Below are 21,475 nucleotides of genomic sequence, written 5' to 3' on the forward strand. Positions count from 1 at the left end.
CGCTATGGCGCGCCGCCGTCCGGCTTCGCTCGCCGCGGGGGTGTGACAACCTCATCGGTCGGCGGCGGGGCGGCGTCTCCGCGCGGCGGCGGGGCGGCGTCTCCGCGCGGCGGCGGGGCGGCGTCTCCGCGCGGCGGCGGGGCGGCGTCTCCGCGCGGCGGCGGGGCGGCGTCTCCGCGCGGCGGCGGGGCGGCGTCTCCGCGCGGCGGCGGGGCGGCGTCTCCGCGCGGCGGCGGGGCGGCGTCTCCGCGCGGCGGCGCCTCGCTGTCTGCCTGCGCCGGCGGCCGCCTGGGCGCGAGCGCGGGCTGGCGGAGGCCGCGCAGCGAGGCGAGCCGATCGACGAGGACGCCGGCCTCCTCGGCCGACAGCTTGACGCGCGCGTGGAGCGCCTTGCCCTCGGCCGCGATCGCGATGCGCTCGAGCACGGCGCCGAAGCCGATGAGCCGCGTCGCGAAGTCCGCCGCGCGCGTGTCTCGCGCCGCGCGCAGCTCCGCGCCGAGCGCGGCGCAGGGGGCCTCCGCGTCGCAGAGCACGGCGGCGTGGACGGCGATCTCCGGGCCGAGCGCGACGCTGGCGCCGCCGGAGAGCAGGGACGCCGCGGGCGATCGGCTGGAGCCGCTCAGCGCGAGCTCGCGCCCGATCTCGGCGCGCTGCTCGGGCGTGAGCACCACCGTGACGCGCGCCGCCCCCTCGCCCACGGCGCGGGCGATGTCGTCGTGCGCGGCGCTCGCGCCGACGCTCGCGGCGCGGCCTTCGGCGGCGTCGATCATGGCGCGCAGGTACGCGCCCCCGCCGAGCAGGATCGGCCCCCCGGGGCGCACGGCGATCTCGCCGTGGCCCTCGGCGCTCGAGTCCCGCACCGCGCGGAAGCTGCCGATCCCGGAGACGACCGGCCGCCCGCCGCGGGCCTCGATGACCTTGGAGGCGCACGCGAGCAGCGCCTCGTCCTGCACGGCGCCGGCCGCGACCAGCCCGAAGTCGCCGCCCTCGCCCGCCGCCGGGATGGCGATCGCGACCTCGGTCAACGCGGCCACCGGGTCGAAGCCGCACACGTCGCGCACCTTGCCGAGCCCCGGGATCTCGCGCTCCTCGCGCAGGAACGAGGCGAACGCGGGAGAGGCGCGCAGGGCCGGGAGATCGAGCGTCGCGACGAGCATCGCGCCGGCGGGCACGGCGTCGAGCGCGCGCGGCGCCGCGGGGGGGCTCTCCCGCCGGCGGCCGAGGAGCCAGGCGACGCCGCCGCCGAGCAGGACCCCGACGAGCAGGAGGACGAGGCCGTCTCTGGTCCGCGGCTGCACGCGCGACCCGTTAGCACACGGCCGCGGCGGACGCCCCGGCGGGCGCGTCGCGCGCGTCCCGGCGGGGCGGAGCATGGCGCTGCGCAAGGGCGCGCCCTTGCGCAGCGGCTACACGCCCTTGCGCGGCGGCGACCAGAGCGTCCCGCGGACGAGATCGAACACGGGCACGGTCACGTTGAAATTCCAGCGCTTCATGAGCCGGGGGTCATGGTGCCTGCGGTGGTGCTCGCGGAGCCGCGTGAGCCCCGGGATCCGGTACACCGGGCTGTCCGCCGGCAGGTGATACGCGAGGTGCAGCCACTCGTAGCTGACGAAGAACACCATCGCCGTCGCGAGGCCGAGCAGCGCCGCGTCCAGCGAGAACAGCGCGCCCGCCGCCGCGGCGAGCGGCAGCAGCGAGGCGAGGACGAGGAGCGCCGAGGCCGGCGGCGTCAGCACCAGCCAGAGCTCGCGGGCGCTCCGCAGCGCCATGTCGTCGGCGGTGAAGGCGAGGTGGTGCTCGCGCTCGTGCCGCTCGCACAGCGCGCCGAGCAGCGGCGCCCGCCGGTGCAGCACCGACCTGTGCGCCCACCACTCGAAGGCGAAGCCGAGCAGCAGGGTCGCCGGCACCGCGACGAGCTCGACGGCATCGACGGCGTCGAGGAGGCGCACCGCCGCCGCGAGCACGAGCGCGCCGAGCAGCGTGGGCGCCGCGAGGTGGAGCGCCGGGCGGTACCCGCGCGGGATCCGCGCCGCGATCTCCGCGCGCCGCCGCGACCGCGGCGAGGCCGGCTCGTTCACGAGCATCGGAAACTATGAATTCCAAAAAAACAGAACGCAAGCGCGGGCGAGGCCGCCGGCGAGGGGGCGTGCTCAGCTTTCCTGGCGTTCTTCCTTCTGTTCCGCCTGTTTCGCGCCGTCCCCGGGCGCGCCGCCGTCCGTCGCTGGCGCTTCCCGCTCGAACAGCCCGCCGATCGCCTCGCCGATGCGGCCGATCTTCGCGGCGAGCAGCACGACGATGAGCAGGAAAGCCGTGAGGGCGATCTCGTTGTGGGAAGCGCCGAGCACCATGCATCGACGTCTACCACGCGGCGCACACAGCGGGGGGCGACGCGCGGCGACGTCGACCTCGCGCTCGCGTCGCGGAGGCGATGTCGGCCGGGCGCTCCCAGCGCGGCAGGGGTGGAGACCTCGCCGCGCCGGCGGGCGGTCGTGGAGGGAGCTGCGCTGCGCGGCGGGAACGCGAGCGGGCCGCGATCGCGTTTGACAGCCCGCCGACGACCGTCGAGAGTCCAGTCGATGCGGGCCCCTGGGCGCTGCTCCGCCGGGCCGCCGCCACAAGATGACCGCCGTGTCCGAGCCCCGCGACGACTACGAAGCAGTGCAGGCGCGCCCGCGCGAAGGCGCCATCCTGCTGGCCGACGCGTCGGCGGACGGGGAGGCGATCGGCGCGGCGCTGCGGGGCCGGGGGTTCGAGGTGATCGCGGCGCCCATCGCCGAGCTCGAGGCGCGCCTCGCGAGCGACGCGCCGCGCGTCGTGATCGTCGACATCGACGAGCCCGGCGCGATCGAGGCGCTCGAGCGCCTCTACCTGCGGCCGGGCGGCGTCGCCGCGTCCGTGCTCCTCGTGGGGGATCCGGTCCGCTCGGCGGAGCTCGATCCCCAGCTCTTCGGGCAGGTGTTCGAGCGCCCGGTCGACACCGCCGAGCTCGCCGCGCACGTGAGCGCGGTCGCGGAGCCCGGGCGGTTCCGCGGGGAGCACGCCGTCGAGGCGCGCCTCGCGGCCGGCCTTCCGGGGCCGCTCGACAACGACGTCCCGTCGAACCCCGACTTCTCGAGCGATCTCGACCCGCTCGACGTCGGCTCGGTGCTGCCGCCCCCGGAGGAGGACGGCGACGAGGTCGGTCCGCGCCTCCTGCCGGCGCGGATCAGCCCGGAGCTCGAGGAGATCCTCGTCGCCGCCGAGCAGCGGGTCACGGCGAAGGCGCACCCGTCGAGCATCCCGGCGGCCGAGGAGGAGGTCGACCTGATGCTGTCGCCGGAGCTGCTCTCCGCGCTCGACGAGCCCCTGGATCCGGAGGAGGACGAGCCGCGGACCGGCGCGAGCGCGGCCGTCGCCCCGGTGCCCACCGGGTTGCCCTCGCAGCCGAGGACGAGCTCCGAGCCGTACGGCGTCGCGCCCGCTCCGCAGCCGGCGGCCACCCGCGCCGAGCACACAGGGCCCGGCGACTCCCTCGTCGAGCTCGCGGAGCCGGGCGACGAGCACGAGGACGACCGCGCCTCCGAGCCCGCGTTCGACGGGGCGCACGCGACGAAGCGCGCAGGCCCCGAGCTCGCGGCGCTCTCGCTCGGCAGGGAGGCGCACCTGCACGGCAGGGAGGAGCGCGATCACGGCGGTCCCGCGCGCCGGAGCGGCGGCCGCGACGCCGCGCCGCCGACCCCGCGCGACGCGGGCCGGCCCTACGCCTTCGCGTCGCCGCCGCCGCGCCCCGAGCCCGCGTGGGATCGGTCGCCATCGCCCGCGCCGCGAGAGGAGCCCGCGTGGGACCGCGCCGGCCCTGCGCGCGGCGGCGAGGACGTCGACTGGGCGCGCGCTCCGTCGGGCCGCGTCGAGCCGAGCCTGCGCCAGCGCATCACCGAGCCGCCGCCGCCCCGGTCGCGCGAGGCCCGCGACGCCCGCGCGCCTGGCTTTCCGTCGCCGCCGTCTCCGGGCGTCGCGTTCGTTTCGCCTCCCTCGGTCGAGGTGAGGACCGCGCTGTTGCCGTCGGTCGGAAGGGCCGAGCCCGAGCCGCTGCCGCCCGTGCCGTCCCCGGCCCGCTCCGCCCCGGCGGGGCGCGCCGCGGCGCCTCCTGGCGGGCCCGTCCCGGCGAGCGCGGGCGCCGGCTCGCTCGGGCGCGGCCTCCTGGCGCCGAGCCCGCCTGCCGCGCCGAGCACGGCCGCGTTCGGCCGCGGGCCCCTGCCAGCTCCGCCGTCCATGGCCATCTCCGGCGCGGCCCTGCGTGGGCCCGCGCCGCCTGCGCTGCCGCTCGTGCCGCCCGCGCCCGCCACGGTCACCGCGGCCGGGCTCGGCCGCGCCATGGCGCTTGAGCCGATCGACGAGGCGCCGAGCTCCGGCGGGGCCTCGTCGGCCACGGTGCTCGGCCCGGGCGACGCGCCGCGCGCGCTGGCCCGCGCGGTGGGCAGCCGCTCCTCCGGCGCCCTCGCGATCACGACCGAGGAGGGCGCGCGGCGCATCGTCCTGCACGAGGGCGATCTCGTCACCGCCGGCTCGAGCATCCCCGAGGAGACGCTGCTCGCCTTCCTGGTCGGGCGCGGCGACCTCGAGCGCGAGGTCGCGGCGCGGCTCGCGGGCAAGCTCCCCGCCTCGGGCCGGCACGCCGGCGCGGCGCTCATCGCGCACGGCCACCTCGGCCAGGACGACCTCTGGCCGGTGCTGCGCGCGCACGCCGAGTGGGTCATCGGCCACGTCGTGCTCGTCGAGGCCGGCACGTGCGACCTCGAGCCCGAGCCGCCGGGCCGCCTCAAGGCGGAGCCGAACGTCTTCGGCGGCGCCACCGGCGCCGAGGTCTTCGTCGAGACGATCCGCCGCGTGATCGCCCCCGAGGTCGCCCTGCGCCGCCTCGGCGGTCCGGGGGCGCGCCTCGACGACGGCGTCCGGCGCAACCTGCTCGGCGAGTGCGCGCTGCGGCGCGAGGAGGAGGAGCTCGTGCGCACCGCGCGCGGCCGCAGCGTCGGCGAGCTCGTGAGCGTGGCGGAGCCCGAGAACGCGAGCGTGCTCTACGCGCTCGTCTGCCTGGAGGTGCTCGACGTCCTCATCCCGCCGTCGATCACCGAGGCGCCGCCCCCGCCGGTGGAGGATCCGCTCGACGAGGAGGCGATCCGGCAGCGCGTCCGGGCGCGGCTCGCGCTGGTGGAGGACGGGGACTATTTCTCGATCCTCGGCATCCCGCGCGACGCGACGAACTACGAGATCCGCCGCGCGTACCTCGCGCTGAGGAAGGCCTTCGAGCCGTCCACCCTGCTCACCGCCGCGACCGTGGACCTGCTCGATGACGTGCGGCTCGTCATCGAGGTGCTCGACGAGGCCTACGAGATCCTGCGCGAGCCGCACAGGCGCGAGCGGTACCGGCGGGCGATCGAGGCGGGGCCGCCGTAGCGGGGACCGGGGCAGCGCGCGCTCCGTACGGCGCGCGGCGGGCACGGTTGATGAAGGCCGGCGCGGCTGTGCAATGCCCGCTCTCTCCCGGACCGAGGGCGCCGGCGGCGCCGCGCGCGGGCGGGCCGACGCGCTCCGGTCGATCGGCCGCGGCGGCGCTGATCGCCGCCCTCGTGCTCGCCCCGGGGTGCGTCCGCGAGGCGGCGAAGGAGGCGACCCACGGCACGCTCGAGGCGCTCGATCGCAGCGCGCAGGACCGGGCCGGGCCCGCCGGAGGATCGGCCGAGAGGCCGGCCGAAGGCGCGCGCGAGAGGCCGCTCGTGGGGGCCATCGTCCACGACGCGGTCCGGGCCGGCGCGGCGGAGATCGGGCGGCAGGCCGGGGGCCTGGAGCCGGTCATCGCGCAGACGAGCGAGGCGGTCAGCAGCGCCGTGGTCGAGGGCGCTCTCCAGCACGATCGGGCGCTCGTCACCCTCGTCGAGCAGGGCACGGGCGCCGCGGCGAGGGCCGCGGCGCGCGAGGGGACGGCAGAGCTCATGGAGCAGCTCGCCGGGTGCCCCGCCGGCGACCCGGGCTGCTCGAGCGCCGCGATCGAGCGCGCGAGCCGCGCCGCCGCCACGGGCTTCGCGGACGGCCTGGGGAGGGCGATCCATCCCTGGATCATCGGCCTCGCGTTCGGCGGGGGGTTCCTGCTCGCCGCGCTGCTCGCCGTCGCCATCGCGGTCGTCACGCGGCGGCACGAGCGCTCCACCGCGCACTGAGCGCTCCGCCGCGCACTGAGGGAGGTCCGCCCCTTGCACGCGCCAGCACCGCAGGAGGCACCATGTCCAAGGCGAGCGAGTTCATCGAAGCCCTGCGTCGGATCGAGGAGAGCGGCGACGTCGAGCCCATGGCGCGGCTGTTCGCGCCCGACGCCGAGCTCAGCAACTCGACGATCACGAGGCCGCTCCACGGCCCCGACGGCGCCCGCAACTTCTGGCGCAGCTACCGGCACACCTTCGTCGAGGTGCGGTCCGAGTTCCGGTGCGTCGTCGAGTCGGACGAGGCCGCCATCCTCGAGTGGACGAGCCGTGGAAAGCTAGTCAATGGAGGGGAGTTCTCGTACGACGGCGTGAGCGTCATCGAGCACCCGGCCGGCACCATCAGGAGGTTCAAGGCGTACTTCGATCCGAGGGCCCTCGGGCTTCAGCTGGAGCACGCGGCGTAGCGCCGCGCTTCAGCTGGAGCACGCGGCGTAGCGCCGCGTGCCGGCCCGCGCGATCGCGTCCACAACGACCTCGCCCTGCTCGACGCCCACGAGCGCCGCCGACCCTTCCTCGAGCTGGCCGCGCAGGATGAGCTCCGCGAGCGGCGCCTCGACGAGGCGCGCGATCGTGCGCTTCATCGGCCGGGCGCCGAGCTCCGGGTCGAACCCCCCGGCGTCGAGCAGCGCGTCGATCGCCTCGGGCTCGACCTCGAGCTCCACGCCGCGCGCCTCGAGCTCGCGCTCCAGGCCGCCGAGCAGCCGCCGCGTGATCTCGGCGACGTCCGCCCGCGTGAGCGGCGCGAAGCAGAGGACCTCGTCGATGCGGTTGTAGAGCTCGGGCGGGAGCGCGGCGCGGGTCGCGGCGAGCATCGCCTCGCCGAGGCGCTCGGGCGACACGGCCGCGGAGGCGCGGGCGAAGCCCACGGAGCGCTCGGACCGGAGCGCGCCGGCCTCCGCCGCGCCGAGGTTCGAGGTCATCACGAGGACCGTGTTCGTGAAGTCCACCCGCCGGCCTCGGCCGTCGGTCAGGCGGCCCTCGTCGAAGACCTGGAGGAACGCCTCGAGCACGTCGCGGTGCGCCTTCTCGATCTCGTCGAGCAGCACCACCTGGTACGGCCTCCGCCGCACCGCCTCGGTGAGCTGGCCGCCCGCCTCGTGGCCGACGTAGCCGGGCGGCGCGCCGACGAGGCGCGCGACCGCGTGCGACTCCGCGTACTCGGAGAAATCCAGCCGCGTCATCGCGTCGGGCGAGTGGAACAGCGCCTCGGCGATCGCCTTCGCCGTCTCCGTCTTGCCCACGCCGGTCGGCCCTAGCAGCAGGAACGACCCGATCGGGCGGCGCGCGCGCAGGCCGGCCGCGTTCCGGCGGAGCACCCGCGCGATGCGCGCCAGCGCCTCGCCGTGGCCGACGACGTTCTCGGCGAGCAGCGCCTCCAGCGAGAGCATCCGCTCGCGGTCGGTCTCGAGCAGCCGCTCGACCGGCAGATCGGCGAGCTCGGAGACCACCTCGGCGACCTCGGCGGGGCCCACCTGCCGCGCGGGCTGCGCAGGTTCACGGAGCGCCGCGCGCGACGCGCGCGACGTCGACGACGCGCGCCGCCGCGTGCGCGCGCCCGCGAGATCGAGGATCGAGAGCGCCTTGTCGGGCAGCGCGCGCCCGGGCAGGTAGCGCACGGACCAGGCGACGGCCGAGGCCAGCGCCTCGTCCGTGAACGCGAGCCCGTGGTGCGCGCCGAGCCCGACCGCGACGCTCTGGAGCAGCAGGAACGCCTCGTCCTCCTCGGGCTCGTCGATCTCGACGATCGTGAAGCGCCGCGCGAGCGCCGGGTCGACCTCGATGCTCTTCCTGTACTCCTCGGGCGTGGCGGTGCCGATCAGCGTGAGCTCGCCGCGGGCGAGCGCGAGCTTGATCTCGGCCATCGCCTCGTCGAGCGCGCCGCTGCCGAAGAGCTCCGACAGGCCGTCGATGAACAGGATGACCCGCCCGCCCGCCTCGCGGAGCTCGGACCGGAGCGCGGACAGGCGCTCGCTCAGCGCGCCGCGCGCGCCGGTGCCGGCGAGGAGCTCCGAGGGCACGAGCTCGACCACGACGCGCGGCTCCCGCTCGTCGAACGCGAGCCGGTGCGCCACGCCGCGCGCGACGGAGGTCTTGCCGACGCCCGCCGGGCCGAGGAGGCAGGGGTTGTTCGCGTGGCGCTTGGCCAGGACGTCGAGCGCCTGCTCGATCTCGTGCTCGCGGCCGACGATCGGCTCGAGCTCCCCCTGCACCGCCGCGAGCGAGAGGTTGTGCCCGAGCGAGGCGAGGGCCGGGAAGCGCGCGCGGTCGAGGGTGAAGCGCGCCGCGAGGGCGGCGCTCGCGGCGGCGCTCGTGGCGGTCGGCGGCGCGAGCGGCGGGAACGGCCGCCCCGGCGCGGGCGCGGCGGGGGAGGCGGCGGAAGCGGGGGCAGGGGAGGCCGAGGACGCCGGGGAGGGGGTGGGCGTGAGGGCGATCGGCTCGGCGGAGATCAGCGCGTCGGCTCCGGCCGGGGCCGCGGCGGGGCGGGGGCGCCCCGGCGGGAACAGCGGCGTCGGCGGGAACAGCGGCACCGTGACGCCCGGGCCGGCGCCCTTGGCGGGCCGTGACTCCGGCGCGCCGGCGCCCCTGGCGGGCCGCAGCTCCGGGATACCGACGCCGGCGCCCCTGGCAGGCCGCAGCTCCGGGACGGCGACGCCTGCGCCCTTGGCGGGCCGCAGCTCCTGGGACGTGCGCGGCGAGCGCGGCGTGCGCGCCGGATCGGCGGCCTCGCCGCGGGCGCGGCGCGCCGTGGTCGCCGCGGCCGGCGCGGGCGGCGTCTCCGGCGCGCCGCCGTCGTGGAGCAGCCGCGAGGGCGTCCGCCGCGCCTGCACCACGCCGAGCGCGATCTGGAGCGCCGCGGTCCGCAGCCGCGCCAGATCGACCCCCGACTGGGTGAGCGCGCGGTGCGCGGCCGAGCTGCGGTCGGACAGGAGCGCGAGCAGCAGGTGGAGCGCCGCGGGCTCCTTCGCGGTCGCTCGCTTCGCGACGTCGCGCGCGCCCCCCATCGCCCGGCCGATCGGGTCGGGGCCCTCGTCGTCGACCGAGCGGGTCGCCTTGAGCAGGGCCTCGTCGTCGAGCCGCCGATCGCGGAGCAGATCCGCGGCGGGGCCTCCGCTCAGGGCGATGGCCGCGAGGAGGTGCACGCTCGACAGGCGCTCCTTGCGCTGGGCGGCGAGGTCCTGCGCGAGCTTACGCAGCGTGACGAGCTCGGCGTGGGAGCGAGGGCTGGTCATCCTTGCAGAGGTCTCCGGGCTCGGGGTTCGCACGCCGGGCGAGGGCGGGCCAAGTTTCGGAGGCCGGCGGACGCGTGCCGCGTCACTGAGGGATCACGTCCTCGGTCTCGCAGACGGGCGCGCCGGCGGCGAACCCCTCGGCGCAACCCAGGCGCACCGCGCGCAGCTGCGAGGCGGACGAGCTCGACGGCCGCTCCGCCCACGCGATCAAGAGCCCGCGACCGCCCTGCGCGAGCATCGACAGGCTGCCTTCCACCTTCCCTCCCGGAAAAAGGGTGGTCATCCAGGTCAACGTGCCCTCCGCGTCGAGGCGGCGGAGCACGATCCGGTCCTTGCCGCGCGTGTTCGTCTCGACGACCGCGACCACCAGGTCTCCGTCCACCTGCTCGGCGGCCAGCGATTCCGCGACGGGCGTGGAGCATGAGGGGACGGTGGTGGGGGGCAGCGCGATCCCGCCCGACGGGGTCATGCGCGCGACGCGCAGCGCGCCCGGCGCGTCCTCGAGCGGCGCGAGGGTCCAGGCGAGCCACGCGCCGTCCGGGCGGGGGGCCATGCGGAGGCGCGCGACCGGCGCGGCCTCGTGGATTGCCTCCTTCGAGGCCATCGCGCTGCCATTGTAGCCGATGCTGATGCCGTCTGCGGAGTACCGCCCCAGGTAAATGGTCGTCGCCGGTCCGACGCCCGGAAACCTGACGTCGCAGAGGGGCCCCTTGGGCTTCCAATCGGTGGGCGCGCCCAGCGCGGCGCCGAAGAGCCAGTAGTGCAGCACCCATTCCGTATCGTCTTCATCCACTCGCTTCCACCATGCCGCATCGAAGGCGATGGGCGTTGTTGCGCACCCGACGTGCATCCCGCCCATCGAGTGGCCCACCCCTTCCGACACGGTGCCGACCACCATCCAGTACCGCGGGCCGGGCTCGTGGAGCTCGGTGATCGCGAGCTGTTCCGCCCCTGAGGAACGAAACGACACCATGCGTTCGCCGTAGTGCGTGCCGACGTGCTGCGACCATGAAGAGAAGGGCTCGTTGCCCTCGCTCCAGGCGCGCGCGGTCCTGAAAAAGCCGCCTGGCGGCAGGGGATCCGGGAAGGGGGTCGTGTAGCGCTCTCGGTAAACGACCACGGACTCGAAGTTGTCATCCTCGTCGAGCGGATAGAGCTGTGCCACCGCGAAGGCCTCGCCCGGGATCGTCTGGTGTTTTGCGTCCAGCGCCAGCGCCGGCTCGCTGAAGGCGGGCGGCTGCGCTGACCAGGGATCCAGGGCGACCCGCTGGACGACCCGGCCCCCCGTCGGTGTCGCCGCCGAGGCGTAGAGATAGACCGGCGCGTCCTTGGCCCCGAGGACCCACTGAGGATCGAGCAGGTCCGTGCCCGGCTGCGCGAGGCTCAGCGAGGGCCCCGCGGCCGCGAGGGCGCCGCAGGCGGCTGCCTCGCCGGCGTCGGAGGCCACGGGCGGTTCCTCCACCGGGAGCGCGCCGGGCAGCTCGTCTGGAACCGCCGAGCACGCCGCGAGCGCAGGGAGAGCGAAGGGCGCCAGCCATGTCCTACATCGCATCCGGTACCTCCGAGGTGATGGTCGAGGCTGTGTGGCCGCACCTCGTCGCCGCCATCACCCGTTCTTCGGGACCGGGAGGGCCGCTCTGTCCCCACGGCCGGGCGGTGTCCGGGGCGCAGGGCCGCTTCACCCCGTACTCCGGCCGCTCCGCCGCGCGCGGTCGCGCCGTGGTCAGAGCCCCGCGGCGAGGAACCGGGCGAGGAAGCCGCGGGTGCCGGCGTCTCCGAGGGAGTTGCACACCGGCGAGGCGGCGCCGATCGGGCAGTCGACGTCGCGGTCATAGGACCAGTAGTGGACGCCGGCGAGGCCCTGGGACCTGGCGAAGGCGGCGGTCTCGTCGACGTCGGTCAGCGTGTAGAGCTCGCCCTGGACGTCGTTGCCGCCGATCATCGGGGTGAGCTCGATGTTGGCGTAGGGCACGCCGAAGTGATCGTGCAGGTTGTACGCGGCCTGGATCGCCGACTGCCCCATGTCGCACTGGCCGCCGGAGACGATGCACACGCCGGGACCGGGCGAGCCGTAGTTCATGGTCATCAGGTTGACGGTGACGTAGCTGGGCCAGGTCGCCGCGCTGCCGTCGAAGCCGAAGACGTCAGCGACCGCGGCCATGGCGGTGTCGCCGACGACGTTGAGGCTCGAGCCGATGTTGCTGCCGAGGGAGCGCGCGGTCGACGCGCCCTCGTTGCTGGCGAGGGTCGCCAGGGTCAGGCTGAAGCGCAGGTTCGGGTACGCGGCGTGCGCGGTCTCGAGGCGCTGCACCAGCGCCGCGATCACCTGGGGCGACTGGCTGGCCTCGATGTCGAGGTCGACGCCGATGAGGCGCGGTCCGGCCCAGCGATCGAGGAAGGCCGCAAAGCCGGCGTCGGAGCCGCAGGTGAACGAGCCCGCCGCGCCGCCGGTCGACAGGATGTAGCCGACGCCGGCGGCCTCGAGCACCGGGACGTTGGCGGCGGCCATCGCCGCGCCGGGCACGTCGCCCCAGCGCTCGTTGCCGCACTCGCCGGTGGCGAAGGCCAGGCTGACGACGTTGCCGCCGGCGGCGCTGAGGTCGTCGGCGAACACGGTCTGGGTCCCCGACACTTTCGTGGAGATCACGCTGGTGTCCCAGTTCATGTGGACGCTGGTGTCCTTGTAGGGGCCGAACAGGAGCGCGCCGTTCCCATCGCCGCCGCCGCCGTTGCCGGTGTCGTCGCCGCCGCACGCGGAGGCGAAGCTCGCCGCGGCGAGCAAGGAGAGGAGGAGGGTGCAGCTCTTCATCGGGTCCTCGTGAAGGGGCTTCGGGTTCGAGCCCAGGTTTGTACGAGGATAGAGCTCTGCCCCCGCGCGGGAGGGGTATGCGGCAGAGGACGACGCTGACGACGCGCCACCCTCGCTAAGAGTATCGAGCTCCAGTAGGCTGGTGCGCGCGCCGCAAGCCAGGAGCGCAAAGGCGGGGACGAGGGCGAGCGCGCCGCGCCGAGGTCCGCGACGAGCGCCGGCGAGCCGTTCGATCTATGGGAACACCGCCTCGACCTCGGCCGACTCGGGGTAGGTGAACGTGACGGTCTCTTCAATCGGCGTCGATCCGTCGTACGCGTATGCCTTGAGCGTATAGCTGCCCGGCGCGGCGTCTACGGGCCGCGCGCACATCGCGGGGCACAGCTCGCCCGCCTGAGCCGCGGGGCACCCCGCCTCCATGGCGTCGACGCTCTCGAAGATGACGCCGTTCCAGGTGAACGTCAGCTCGCCTTGAGGCGGGAGCGGCTTATAGCCAGCGTCGAGGCAATCTGCGGGGCAGATCGGGGTCCCGTCGTCGCACAGCGGCCTCGCCAGGTTCCTCGGGGCCTCGGCGCCGCTCGACGAGGTCACGATCCACGTCGAGATGCACTGGGTGTCGCCGACCAGGAGCTCGGTCGCCCCTGTGTTTCGGAAGCGGATCGTCACGGGTGTGGCCGTCCCCGAAACGCCCGGCTCGCACGCGCTCGATCCCCCTCCGCCCGCGCCACCGACACCGCCTTGCCCGCCCGCGCCTCCAGCACCGCCTTGCCCGCCCGCGCCACCGACACCGCCTTGCCCGCCCGCGCCACCGACACCGCCTTGCCCGCCCGCGCCTCCAGCGTTGCTGCTCGTTTGCCCCTCGTCGCCGCACGCGGCGAGGCCGAGGAGGCTCGCGGCGATGCAACCCATCGCCAACGTTCGCATCTGTGCAAGTCCATTCATGGGCCTGACACACTCCAATTCGCTGCGCATGATCGTTCGCCTCCTCGCGATGCACTTCGACTTGGCACCAGACATGCCACTGGGACGGTCATTCAAGCAGACCAGCGCTGGTCGACGCGGCTTGGTCGGCGGACGCGGATTCTCGTGTGGCGGACGCGGGCGCGGTTCGGCCGCGGGCCGCGCGACGTGGATCAAGGGCCGACGTCCACGGCCTCGAGGCCGTAGCCCCAGGAGCAGAGCGCGCGGTCGCCGGAGAGCGTCGCGTGGTACACATGCCCCGGGAGCTCGCTCTTCTTCTCGAACGAAAGCGCGGTGAGATCGGTCGCGTCGAGGACGGAGAGCGTGGACAGGTAGTTGTCGACGACGAGGAGGCGCGCTCCGTCCGCGAGCAGCAGCGAGCCAGAGCTATGGTTGAAACCCGCGACCTCTTGCGTCGCGGTCTTCAAGCTGCCCTCCTGCAGCCCGCCGGCCACGAGGATCGAGGACCTTCCGCCGTGGGCGGCGTCCTCCACCGACAGGAAGGCGCGGCCCTCGCCGGCGAGCGCCTTCATGACCGCCACGGCGTCGTCCACTGGACTCTCATCCAGGAGTCGCGCGCTCGTGTCGCCGAGATCGAGGAGCTTGAGCGTCCTCCGCGTGCCCCTGCACACGCCCGGACCGGCGTCATCGCCGGCGGCTGCCGGCGTGAACGCCGCGTTCGACGCGAAGCCGTGAGCACACGCCTCCCTCCCCGCCACCGGCGTCTCGACGGTCTCGTAATCCGTCGTGAGCAGCCTGCTCGACGCGCCATCGAACGCGAGCAGCGAGCCGGGCACGTTGACCGGCGCCCGCACCACCGGCGCGGACGCGTCCGCGACGTCGATGCGATCGAGATAGAAGCGCGCCCTGGAGGGATCGTCGGGCAGCGGCGTCCAGCGCGAGACGAGCACCGTGGTACCGTCGAGCTGAAGGCCGCGCGGCCGGCGCCGTCCGGGAGCTCCACCGCGCTGTGCCGCGGGTTCAGCGGGTCGGAGAGGTAGTCCGACCGATGCAGTGGTCGCAGCGAGGACGATCCAGCTGGCGCAGGCGCTGAACGGGATGGACACGGTTACCTCTCCTTGACAGCAAGACGCAGGACGCAGCGCCTGTGCAAAGCGCAGCGATCTCGTCGCGCGCTGGCACAATCAGCAAGCGGCGGGCCAGGCGCATTCACGAGACTTGCGCGTGATTTCGGTGATGTGATCGCATCATGTGCCACGGCGCACGCGGGATTCCCGCCGCAGCAATGGCCCATGTCGGCACAGCCGCACATCCTTTCCTGCGAACCGCCCCCTGATTTGCCGGCGCTTCGCATGGGGTGCAGACACTCCATGATACCGGACAGGTGGGTACTTCGGCGGGGGAATGGTTCATGCGGACCGTGAAGGTTCCGCCTGCGATGACGTTGCCTTCAGGGTCGCCGGTGCAGACCAGGCTCCAATCGTCCTCGGGGCTGCCGAACGTCTTGTTCCAGAGGTGGTGCCTGCCGCGTCGAGCTTCATGACGTACAGGCCGTGATCGCAAGGGAACACGACGCCGTTGTGGGATATGGGAGAGGCGATCGGCTCCGGCGCAGATGGCGTCGTGGAGGCGGTGGAAGGGGCGGCACGTTCGTCCCCGGCTTCGAGGTGGGGGATGGCGACGACCTTGCCCGCGTCGCGGGCGCGGGCGACGTCCTTCGCGGGGAGGACGAATGCTTGAACTGCTTCATCTGCCGCGGCTGCCGCGTCACACGCCAAATTCAAGCCGTCTCGCCAGGACCTCCGCATGTTCCTGAACATGGTCTCCCAAGATCCTAGAACACCGATCGCGTTGAAACCCGGAGAATTTTCACGGGGAGGCGGGGAGGGAGAAAGAATGAATCTCTCCCTCCCGCCGTCTCTCGCTCCCCGCCTCTCCGCCTCCCTGTGAAATTCATGATTTTCTCGGGGTTTCAACCCGTTTGTCGCTCTAGATGCTCCCTGCTGCGGTAGGTTCTTGACTGCCATGAATGGCTGTCATGCCGCGGATGCTCCAGCGCCGCAGCGCGCTGCTCACGCATCGCGCACCTTCACCTGGCCAGCCCACATTTCAGGGATGATTGGTGCGCTGCGATCAGCAGCCTGCCACCTGCCGCACCGGTCGAACTCGGCTCGTTTCCTGCATCGTCATGGGCGCAACGTCGCGCCCACGGGCGCAACCGAAGAGGGAAGGAGCCGACAAATGAACCATGTGAAAATTCTTGGCCTCATCGCCGTCTGCGCAGGAGTGTGCGGGATCTCTGCGCTTGCTTCTGCGGCGAATACGGTGCCGATCGACAACCTGAACCTCGTCGAGGAGACATCAACGCCACCGTCACCCGACAGCGTGCGTTACAACTACCGGCCGGCTGTCGGCGGCTACCGGCCGGCTGTCGGCGGCTATCGGCCGGCTGTCGGCGGCTACCGGCCGGCTGTCGGCGGCTACCGGCCGGCTGTCGGCGGCTACCGGCCGGCTGTCGGCGGCTACCGGCCGGCTGTCGGCGGCTACCGGCCGGCTGTCGGCGGCTACCGGCCGGCTGTCGGCGGCTACCGGCCGGCTGTCGGCGGCTACCGGCCGGCTGTCGGCGGCTACCGGCCGGCTGTCGGCGGCTACCGGCCGGCTGTCGGCTACTATCGGCCGGCTACTGGCTACTATCGGCCCTATTGGCGCTAGGACAGGGTTGGGCCCTGCCGTGATGGGCACGGAGTTGGGCGCGGCCATCACGGAATGCCGGGTCCGCTTTGCCGAGCGCGGAGTCGAACATTACGGGCGATCGCGCTGAGACATCGCACGTCAAGCGTCGCCGTCCGGCCGCGGCCTGCGCTGCGGCCGGATGGTGACGCGTTGGAAACGTGGGTGGCGAAAGCGGGTGGCACGCCGCGCGCAATACGGCTCCAAAGGGGTGAGCTCCATGGACGGAACAGGAAACCTAGGAAAGCGCGTGCTCTTCGTGCTTCCCGCCGCGGCGATCCACCTCGGGCTGGTGATCGTGCTGGGTGTGCTGCATGTGCGCTTGCCAAACGGAGGATGGGTGGAACATGTGGTGGGCTATTATGGCGCGCTCTCCGGGGCCAGCAGCGCGTATTCCTTCTTTGCTCCGAGCGTCGGGCCCCTGCCCTGGGCCACCTTCCAGGTCAGGGATCGCGCGGGAACGCTGACGACCGAGGTGCTGGAGACAGGAGCGAGCCGCGAAGCGGACCTCCGCGTCAAGAATATCATCGGCATGTATTGGGATGAGCAGGACCCGACGGCGAGGCGCTCCCTGATTGCGTCCTGGGTAGCGAAGGTGTTCGCCAAACACCCAGAGGCGGACAGCGTTGTTGTCCGAATCGAAAGCTACGACCTGCCCTCGATGGCGGAGTATCGCGCGGGCAAACAGCCGCGGTGGTATGTCGAATATCAGGCCAAGTTCACCCTGAAGACGCAGCTCGCTACCGGCGACATCAACAAAGAGGTGACGCCATGAGGCAGCGGACCCATACCCTGCTCCTGCCGAAGGCTAGAGAGGCAGCTGCGCGCCTGTGGGGCTCGATGGGGCGATTCGCGTTCGCACCCGCGTCGGCGCGGCCCCTGGCAGCGCTCCGGATAGGGCTCGCGTCGGTTCTCTTGGTGCAGGCAGCGCTGATCGCGCCCATCGCTTCCGAGCTGTACTCGCGTTCGGGCATCGTGCAGGGACAGCTCCTCGACGGGGCCGGCGCGATCGGTTTCCCCCGGATCGGCCACCTCGTGAACGCATTTTCGCGCTTCGGGGTCGGTGAGAGCTCGGTGATCGCTGGCGTGGGTGTGCTCTACGCGCTGTCGCTGGTTGGACTCCTGCTCGGCTGGAGGACGAGGTTCTCCGCGGCGTGCACATGGCTCGTGCATTTCACGTTGATGATGACCGCGGAGAGGACGAACTACGGAGCAGATCAGTTCGCGAACATCTTCCTGTTTTACCTCGTCTTCATGCCTTCTGGCGCTGTGCTGTCGCTCGATCGTGCCTTTGGGCGAGCGCCGCCTGAGCCGAGCGCGACAGCGCGCCTCGCGCTGCGGGTGGTGCAGCTGCACCTTTGTCTCGTCTACCTCTCGAGTGGTGTGGAGAAGGCATTGGGCCCAGCGTGGTGGGACGGCGACGCGATGTGGCATTCGCTCATGCTGCCCGAGTACCGGCGGTTCGACTTTTCGTGGCTCGCGCACCACGCCTGGATCGCCGTGGCCGCGGGGTGGCTCGTGCTGCTCGTGGAGATCGGGTACCCGTTCTTCATCTGGCCACGTCGGACCCGGCGGCTCTGGGTGGCAGCCACGGTCGGATTGCACGTCGGAATCGCGGTCTTCATGAGGCTCGATGTCTTCGGTGCCATCATGTCGGTGTTCACCATCGCGGCGTTTGGCGTGAAGGCGGACCCTCGACAGGCGCGAGCGCCCTCTGCTGTGGCACGCTGCGCTCAGCGTGGCGAGGCCTGACATTGTCAGCACAGGCGCTCTGCCACGTACATCGGCGCACGCATGGGGATGCGTCCGCGTCCGTCGCAGAACCGGGCGCAGCGGGTCAGCTCGCGCTGGGGTCGGCGACGCGGCCGACGAACAGGATGCTGCCCGTCGCGTTGTCGCGGATGAGGAACAGGAAGGGATTCACGAGCGCGAGCGACGCCGGCTGGGGCGCCGACTCGTCGCCGACGATGACCGCGGTCGCCGCCGCTGCCTCGGTGCCGGCCTCGTTCACGCCGACGAACGCCTTGTGGATGACGTCCTGGATGAAGGGCCGTCCGCTGGAGTTGATGCCGGTGAAGTCCGCGACCCCGGACTTGAACGCGATCTCCATCCCCATCGCCTCCAGCGTCTTCTTGAGGCTCAGCTCGTATTCGAATTTGAACTTGGGCATCGTGGTGTCGACCAGGTGCTCGCTCATCGCGGAGGCGATGCCGTCGACCTTCGCCGCGTCGAGCGACGCCTCGAACGCGTCGAGCGTGCCCTTCGCCGGCAGGACGATCACCATCGACAGCTCGTCCCCGTCGTAGGGCATCGCGATCGCCTGGTAGCCGTCGCCCTCGGCGTAGGGCATCTCCAGGTTGCCGTGCATCAGGGGCACCGTTACCTCGGTCCCATCGGCCGTCTCGAACGGGCCGTCCTCCGTCTCGGTGGGCTCGAACGGGGTGCGCCACGCCGCGTTGAAGTAGATGGCGTTCGTGAGGACCAGCACCGTCTCGGTGGTGATCGCCTCGACGGGCACCAGCTTTTCGATCTTGCCCTCGGTCTGGTCGCTGACCCAGCCGTTGATGAGATCGACCGATTCCTGCGGGAAGTCCCAGAAGTTCACGACGTGCATTCCAGCGCCGTAGTGCAGCCCGAGCGTGTCCAGGAAGGGCGCCTCGAACGAGTAGCCGATCTGCCCCCAGAGCGCGTTCATGACGTTGAGGCGAAAGCCCTCTCCGTCGGCGCCCTGGGCGCCCTGACCGCGGCTCTCGAGCTCCTGGTCGATCCAGTTGAACGCCGGATGGAGCTTGTCCTGCCCGAGGTCGAAGCGCAGCGTGTCGGCCATGGCCGTCTCGGTCTCGCCCTTCGCGCCGGCCCACGTCATCGCGAGCGCCGTCGAGATGCTGTAGGGCGAGTAGAAGACGTTGCCCGGCTCCTGGCGGAGCTGCTGGTAGAGGTCGAGCGCGAACGCGGAGTTGCCCGAGACGAGCGCGCTCTTGTCCTCCGGAGGGACGTCCGGGCTCGAGATGCGCTGCTTGTCCGAGGCGACCACGCAGAAGGGCTTGTCGGCGTCGCTGCAATCCTCGCCCTCGGGGTCGGGGTACGTGTTGGGATCGGTGGACGTCTCGCAACCGAGGATCGCGGTCAGAGACAGGACGAAGAAGGGAGCGCAGGTTCGGAGGGTTCGCTGCATGCCGCCCCGTCCAGCATCGGCCGTGCCGCGCCGGCTCCGATCGCGGGCTCGTCTATTTCCGAGGCGTAACGCGCGGAGCGACCGAGCCGCTGCGCGCGGGGTGCCCCCGAACCCTGACATCTGGCGAGAAACTGGCCCGTTCTGGCACAAGAGGCCCCGTCAGCGCCCGGAGCCGGCTCGCGCACCAGAAACCTCGCAAGGCGCCTCAGCGCGCCGCCAGCATCCAGGCCGGCGCCCACCAGGTGCGATGGGATCAGCCGGCGGTCGACGCGCGCGAAGCCGGCCTCGTGCAGCAGCGCCGCCCAGTCGTCGATGGGGTGCTCGAACGTGGTGCGGGTGGCGCCGCGGTCCACATAACCGAAGAGCACCGGCATCAGGAAGCCCTGCGCGACCCTTTCTTCCACGGGTTCCCGACGCCGAAGCTCGTCTACGGACAGGCTACCTGGCGGGCGGGTCTCTGCTCGCATCCGGCTCATGCCCTGACGGCCGAAGCCGCAATCGCTGCTGAGGATCAGCCGAGCGCCCGCGCGCCCGCGCGCGTCGCGGCGAGCTCAAGAACTGGAGATGCTCTTCGAGGGCGCCCCACACGGCGGCGATGCGCGGCACCTGGCGCAGGCCGCGCGGCGTGACGAGCCAGAGCTCGAGCACCGGGCCTGCGGGCAGGCCCAGATCGAGCTCCACCAGGTCGTCGTCCAGATCGAGCGCGCTGCACGGCAAGACCGCGGCGCCGAGCCCCGCGCGCACGGCCTCGATCTGGGCGATGTAGCTGCTCACGATGAGCTTCGGTGCCTTTTTTACATGCCGCTTCTGGTAGTCGTCCTCGACGGTGGGGGTGCGGCCCAGATCGACGCCGACCCAGTCGAGCTCGTCGCGGCCCTTCTTCGAGAGCCTGCGGTGGGCGATAGGCACCGTCGGCAGGGTGACGATCCGCGCGGCCACCAGATCACCGCTCTTCGGCCGGAAGAAACGCACGGCGATCTCGGCCTCACGATGGCCCAGATCGGCCACCTCGTAGCTCGTCAGCAGGTGGAGCGAGACGCGCGGGTGCCTCTCGGCGAGCGCCGGGAGCACGCGCGGGATGACGCCGTGTACGGCGATCGACTCCGTGAGCGCCAGTCGGACCATCCCCTCGGCCGCTCTCTCGTGGCCGCTGGCCTCGCGCACGAACTGGTCGGCGCCGGCCTCCATCGACTCGACGTGGCGGCGGAGCTGCTCGCCGAGCGGGGTGAGCATCGAGCCTCCCGGCAGCCGATCGAAGACCGCCACCCGGAGCGTTCGTTCGAAGGTCGCCATGCGCCGGCTCACCGTCGATTGCTCGATGCCGAGCTTGCGGCCGGCGGCCGAGAAGCTGCCGGCGCGCGCCACCTCCAGGAAGAGGCGCAGATCGGCCCAATCCAGGTCGGCGAGCGGCCTGCTCGCGGGCGGGGGCGCGGGAGAGCGTGCCATGCATCCACGCATGGCACACCTGCGCAGAACCGTCTACCCAGACGCTGCTGCATGGCCAAGATCGACGCATGCACCTCGTCATCCAAGGTCCCCCAGCCCCCGACAGCCTGAGCGACGCGCTCGCTCGAGCCTACGCCAGCGGCCTCGAGAGAGGCGGAGCCCGCGTCGAGCTCCTGGCCCTGCGCTCGCTCGCCTTCGATCCGCACCTGCGCGCTGGCTTCAGCGGCCAGCAGGAGCTCGAGCCCGATCTCCGCCAGGCGCAGGCCACCATCGAGCGCGCGAGCCACGTGGCCTGGTTCTTCCCCACCTGGTGGGCAGGGCCACCCGCGCTGGTCAAGGGTTTCATCGATCGCACCTTCTTGCCAGGATGGTCGTTCGCTTATCGAAAGCGAAGCGCGCTGCCCGAGGGGCTGCTCGCCGGCCGCAGCGCGCGCGTCGTGACCACGATGGATAGCCCGGGCTTTTGGTACCGATTCTGGCACTGGCGCTCCGTTCATACCTCGTTCATCAACGCGACATTGCGCTTCGTCGGCTTTGGGCCCGTCCGCGAGACCACCTTCTTCGATCAGAAGACGCGGACCCCCGAGCAACGAGCGGCCTGGCTCCGGGAGATGGAGCGCATCGGCGAGCGGGATGCGCGGCAATTCCCCGCCAGATCCTCCCGCACGCTGGCTGTTGCGTGAAGGGGGCTCCTTCCATGGGTGGATAGTTCGTCGAGATGGCGTCGCTTTCCAGGAGCGGGGCAGATCGCATAAGGAATCTTCTATCGCTCCTCAGGGACCGTCCATCCGGATCGCGCCCGGAGTGGCGGCGCAGCGGGCAGACCCCGACTGGGCCCGCGAGGAGGTACGCGGCGTTTGCTCACGGGGCGGGTCCAACGTTTGTTCCACCTGGCGTCATCTACAAGAACCGTTTCTACTCGCGCCGC

At 72.6% G+C, this 21,475-nt stretch carries 18 protein-coding genes; 7 read left to right on the forward strand and 11 right to left on the reverse strand.

What is annotated here, in order from left to right:
- Positions 1–2 precede the first annotated feature (2 nt).
- From WME73_RS46510 to WME73_RS46520, 3 genes are all read right to left on the reverse strand, one after another.
- A complete protein-coding gene (locus WME73_RS46510; RefSeq protein WP_437913773.1) occupies positions 3–1,298 on the reverse strand; it encodes a hypothetical protein in 1,296 nt (431 codons plus the stop codon).
- A gap of 108 nt (positions 1,299–1,406) precedes the next feature.
- Complete coding sequence (locus WME73_RS46515) at positions 1,407–2,084, reverse strand: sterol desaturase family protein (RefSeq protein WP_437913774.1); 678 nt, start codon at positions 2,082–2,084, stop codon at positions 1,407–1,409.
- A gap of 66 nt (positions 2,085–2,150) precedes the next feature.
- Positions 2,151–2,348, reverse strand: coding sequence for a hypothetical protein (locus WME73_RS46520; RefSeq protein WP_437742711.1), 198 nt, complete (start codon positions 2,346–2,348; stop codon positions 2,151–2,153).
- Positions 2,349–2,628: 280 nt separating this feature from the next.
- On the opposite strand from WME73_RS46520, the gene WME73_RS46525 reads away from it, so the two are divergent.
- From WME73_RS46525 to WME73_RS46535, 3 genes are all read left to right on the forward strand, one after another.
- Entirely contained in the window at positions 2,629–5,433 is a 2,805-nt protein-coding gene (locus tag WME73_RS46525) for a DUF4388 domain-containing protein (protein ID WP_437742712.1), read from the forward strand.
- Positions 5,434–5,483: 50 nt separating this feature from the next.
- Positions 5,484–6,194 carry a hypothetical protein gene (locus WME73_RS46530; protein WP_437913776.1) on the forward strand — a complete coding sequence of 237 codons (711 nt, stop codon included), beginning with the start codon at positions 5,484–5,486 and terminating at the stop codon, positions 6,192–6,194.
- A 62-nt stretch (positions 6,195–6,256) separates the two neighbouring features.
- Complete coding sequence (locus WME73_RS46535; protein WP_437742714.1) at positions 6,257–6,640, forward strand: nuclear transport factor 2 family protein; 384 nt, start codon at positions 6,257–6,259, stop codon at positions 6,638–6,640.
- 9 nt (positions 6,641–6,649) lie between these two features.
- On the opposite strand, the gene WME73_RS46540 is transcribed toward WME73_RS46535, so the two are convergent.
- The 5 genes from WME73_RS46540 to WME73_RS46560 form a co-directional block, all read right to left on the reverse strand.
- Entirely contained in the window at positions 6,650–9,466 is a 2,817-nt protein-coding gene (locus WME73_RS46540; protein ID WP_437742715.1) for an AAA family ATPase, read from the reverse strand.
- 82 nt (positions 9,467–9,548) lie between these two features.
- Positions 9,549–10,913, reverse strand: coding sequence for a hypothetical protein (locus tag WME73_RS46545; protein WP_437913778.1), 1,365 nt, complete (start codon positions 10,911–10,913; stop codon positions 9,549–9,551).
- A gap of 276 nt (positions 10,914–11,189) precedes the next feature.
- Positions 11,190–12,275 carry a glycosyl hydrolase gene (locus WME73_RS46550; RefSeq protein WP_437913779.1) on the reverse strand — a complete coding sequence of 362 codons (1,086 nt, stop codon included), beginning with the start codon at positions 12,273–12,275 and terminating at the stop codon, positions 11,190–11,192.
- Positions 12,276–12,509: 234 nt separating this feature from the next.
- Positions 12,510–13,199 (reverse strand): hypothetical protein, encoded by a 690-nt coding sequence (locus WME73_RS46555; protein ID WP_437913780.1) that lies wholly within the window; start codon positions 13,197–13,199, stop codon positions 12,510–12,512.
- 209 nt (positions 13,200–13,408) lie between these two features.
- Positions 13,409–14,146, reverse strand: a complete 738-nt coding sequence (locus WME73_RS46560; protein WP_437913782.1) for a hypothetical protein — start codon at positions 14,144–14,146, stop codon at positions 13,409–13,411.
- A gap of 1,291 nt (positions 14,147–15,437) precedes the next feature.
- Between WME73_RS46560 and WME73_RS46565 the strand changes: the two genes are divergently transcribed.
- The 3 genes from WME73_RS46565 (at position 15,438) to WME73_RS46575 (ending at position 17,678) form a co-directional block, all read left to right on the forward strand.
- Positions 15,438–15,908 carry a hypothetical protein gene (locus WME73_RS46565; protein ID WP_437913784.1) on the forward strand — a complete coding sequence of 157 codons (471 nt, stop codon included), beginning with the start codon at positions 15,438–15,440 and terminating at the stop codon, positions 15,906–15,908.
- Positions 15,909–16,176: 268 nt separating this feature from the next.
- Positions 16,177–16,701, forward strand: a complete 525-nt coding sequence (locus WME73_RS46570) for a hypothetical protein (protein WP_437913786.1) — start codon at positions 16,177–16,179, stop codon at positions 16,699–16,701.
- On the forward strand, positions 16,698–17,678 hold the full coding sequence (locus tag WME73_RS46575; RefSeq protein WP_437913787.1) for an HTTM domain-containing protein: 981 nt from the start codon (positions 16,698–16,700) through the stop codon (positions 17,676–17,678). The genes WME73_RS46570 and WME73_RS46575 overlap by 4 nt, the downstream gene beginning before the upstream one ends.
- An 85-nt stretch (positions 17,679–17,763) precedes the next feature.
- Here the strand turns inward: WME73_RS46575 and WME73_RS46580 are convergent, their stop codons facing one another.
- Genes WME73_RS46580 through WME73_RS46590 form a run of 3 tightly spaced genes read right to left on the reverse strand, consistent with a single transcriptional unit; the run spans position 17,764 to position 20,547 of the window.
- Positions 17,764–19,101, reverse strand: coding sequence for a serpin family protein (locus tag WME73_RS46580; protein ID WP_437913788.1), 1,338 nt, complete (start codon positions 19,099–19,101; stop codon positions 17,764–17,766).
- Positions 19,053–19,505 carry a hypothetical protein gene (locus tag WME73_RS46585; protein ID WP_437913789.1) on the reverse strand — a complete coding sequence of 151 codons (453 nt, stop codon included), beginning with the start codon at positions 19,503–19,505 and terminating at the stop codon, positions 19,053–19,055. Before WME73_RS46585 ends, WME73_RS46580 begins: the two co-directional genes overlap by 49 nt.
- 34 nt (positions 19,506–19,539) lie before the next feature.
- Entirely contained in the window at positions 19,540–20,547 is a 1,008-nt protein-coding gene (locus tag WME73_RS46590; protein WP_437913790.1) for a LysR family transcriptional regulator, read from the reverse strand.
- Between the two features lie 68 nt (positions 20,548–20,615).
- Here WME73_RS46590 and WME73_RS46595 point away from each other — a divergent pair, with 68 nt between their 5' ends.
- Positions 20,616–21,230 (forward strand): NAD(P)H-dependent oxidoreductase, encoded by a 615-nt coding sequence (locus WME73_RS46595; protein WP_437913792.1) that lies wholly within the window; start codon positions 20,616–20,618, stop codon positions 21,228–21,230.
- Positions 21,231–21,475 lie beyond the last annotated feature (245 nt).

This window comes from Sorangium sp. So ce302, from assembly GCF_051530145.1.
GTDB classification, from domain to species: domain Bacteria; phylum Myxococcota_A; class Polyangia; order Polyangiales; family Polyangiaceae; genus Sorangium; species Sorangium cellulosum_B.

Excerpts from the sequence above, each read along its gene's own strand:
- WME73_RS46515 (WP_437913774.1), bottom strand. The coding sequence starts at position 2,084 with ATGCTCGTGAACGAGCCGGCCTCGCCGCGGTCGCGGCGGCGCGCGGAG.
- WME73_RS46520 (WP_437742711.1), bottom strand. The coding sequence starts at position 2,348 with ATGGTGCTCGGCGCTTCCCACAACGAGATCGCCCTCACGGCTTTCCTG.
- WME73_RS46530 (WP_437913776.1), top strand. The coding sequence starts at position 5,484 with ATGAAGGCCGGCGCGGCTGTGCAATGCCCGCTCTCTCCCGGACCGAGG.
- WME73_RS46535 (WP_437742714.1), top strand. The coding sequence starts at position 6,257 with ATGTCCAAGGCGAGCGAGTTCATCGAAGCCCTGCGTCGGATCGAGGAG.
- WME73_RS46540 (WP_437742715.1), bottom strand. The coding sequence starts at position 9,466 with ATGACCAGCCCTCGCTCCCACGCCGAGCTCGTCACGCTGCGTAAGCTC.
- WME73_RS46550 (WP_437913779.1), bottom strand. The coding sequence starts at position 12,275 with ATGAAGAGCTGCACCCTCCTCCTCTCCTTGCTCGCCGCGGCGAGCTTC.
- WME73_RS46555 (WP_437913780.1), bottom strand. The coding sequence starts at position 13,199 with ATGCGAACGTTGGCGATGGGTTGCATCGCCGCGAGCCTCCTCGGCCTC.
- WME73_RS46565 (WP_437913784.1), top strand. The coding sequence starts at position 15,438 with ATGAACCATGTGAAAATTCTTGGCCTCATCGCCGTCTGCGCAGGAGTG.
- WME73_RS46575 (WP_437913787.1), top strand. The coding sequence starts at position 16,698 with ATGAGGCAGCGGACCCATACCCTGCTCCTGCCGAAGGCTAGAGAGGCA.
- WME73_RS46580 (WP_437913788.1), bottom strand. The coding sequence starts at position 19,101 with ATGCAGCGAACCCTCCGAACCTGCGCTCCCTTCTTCGTCCTGTCTCTG.
- WME73_RS46590 (WP_437913790.1), bottom strand. The coding sequence starts at position 20,547 with ATGGCACGCTCTCCCGCGCCCCCGCCCGCGAGCAGGCCGCTCGCCGAC.
- WME73_RS46595 (WP_437913792.1), top strand. The coding sequence starts at position 20,616 with ATGCACCTCGTCATCCAAGGTCCCCCAGCCCCCGACAGCCTGAGCGAC.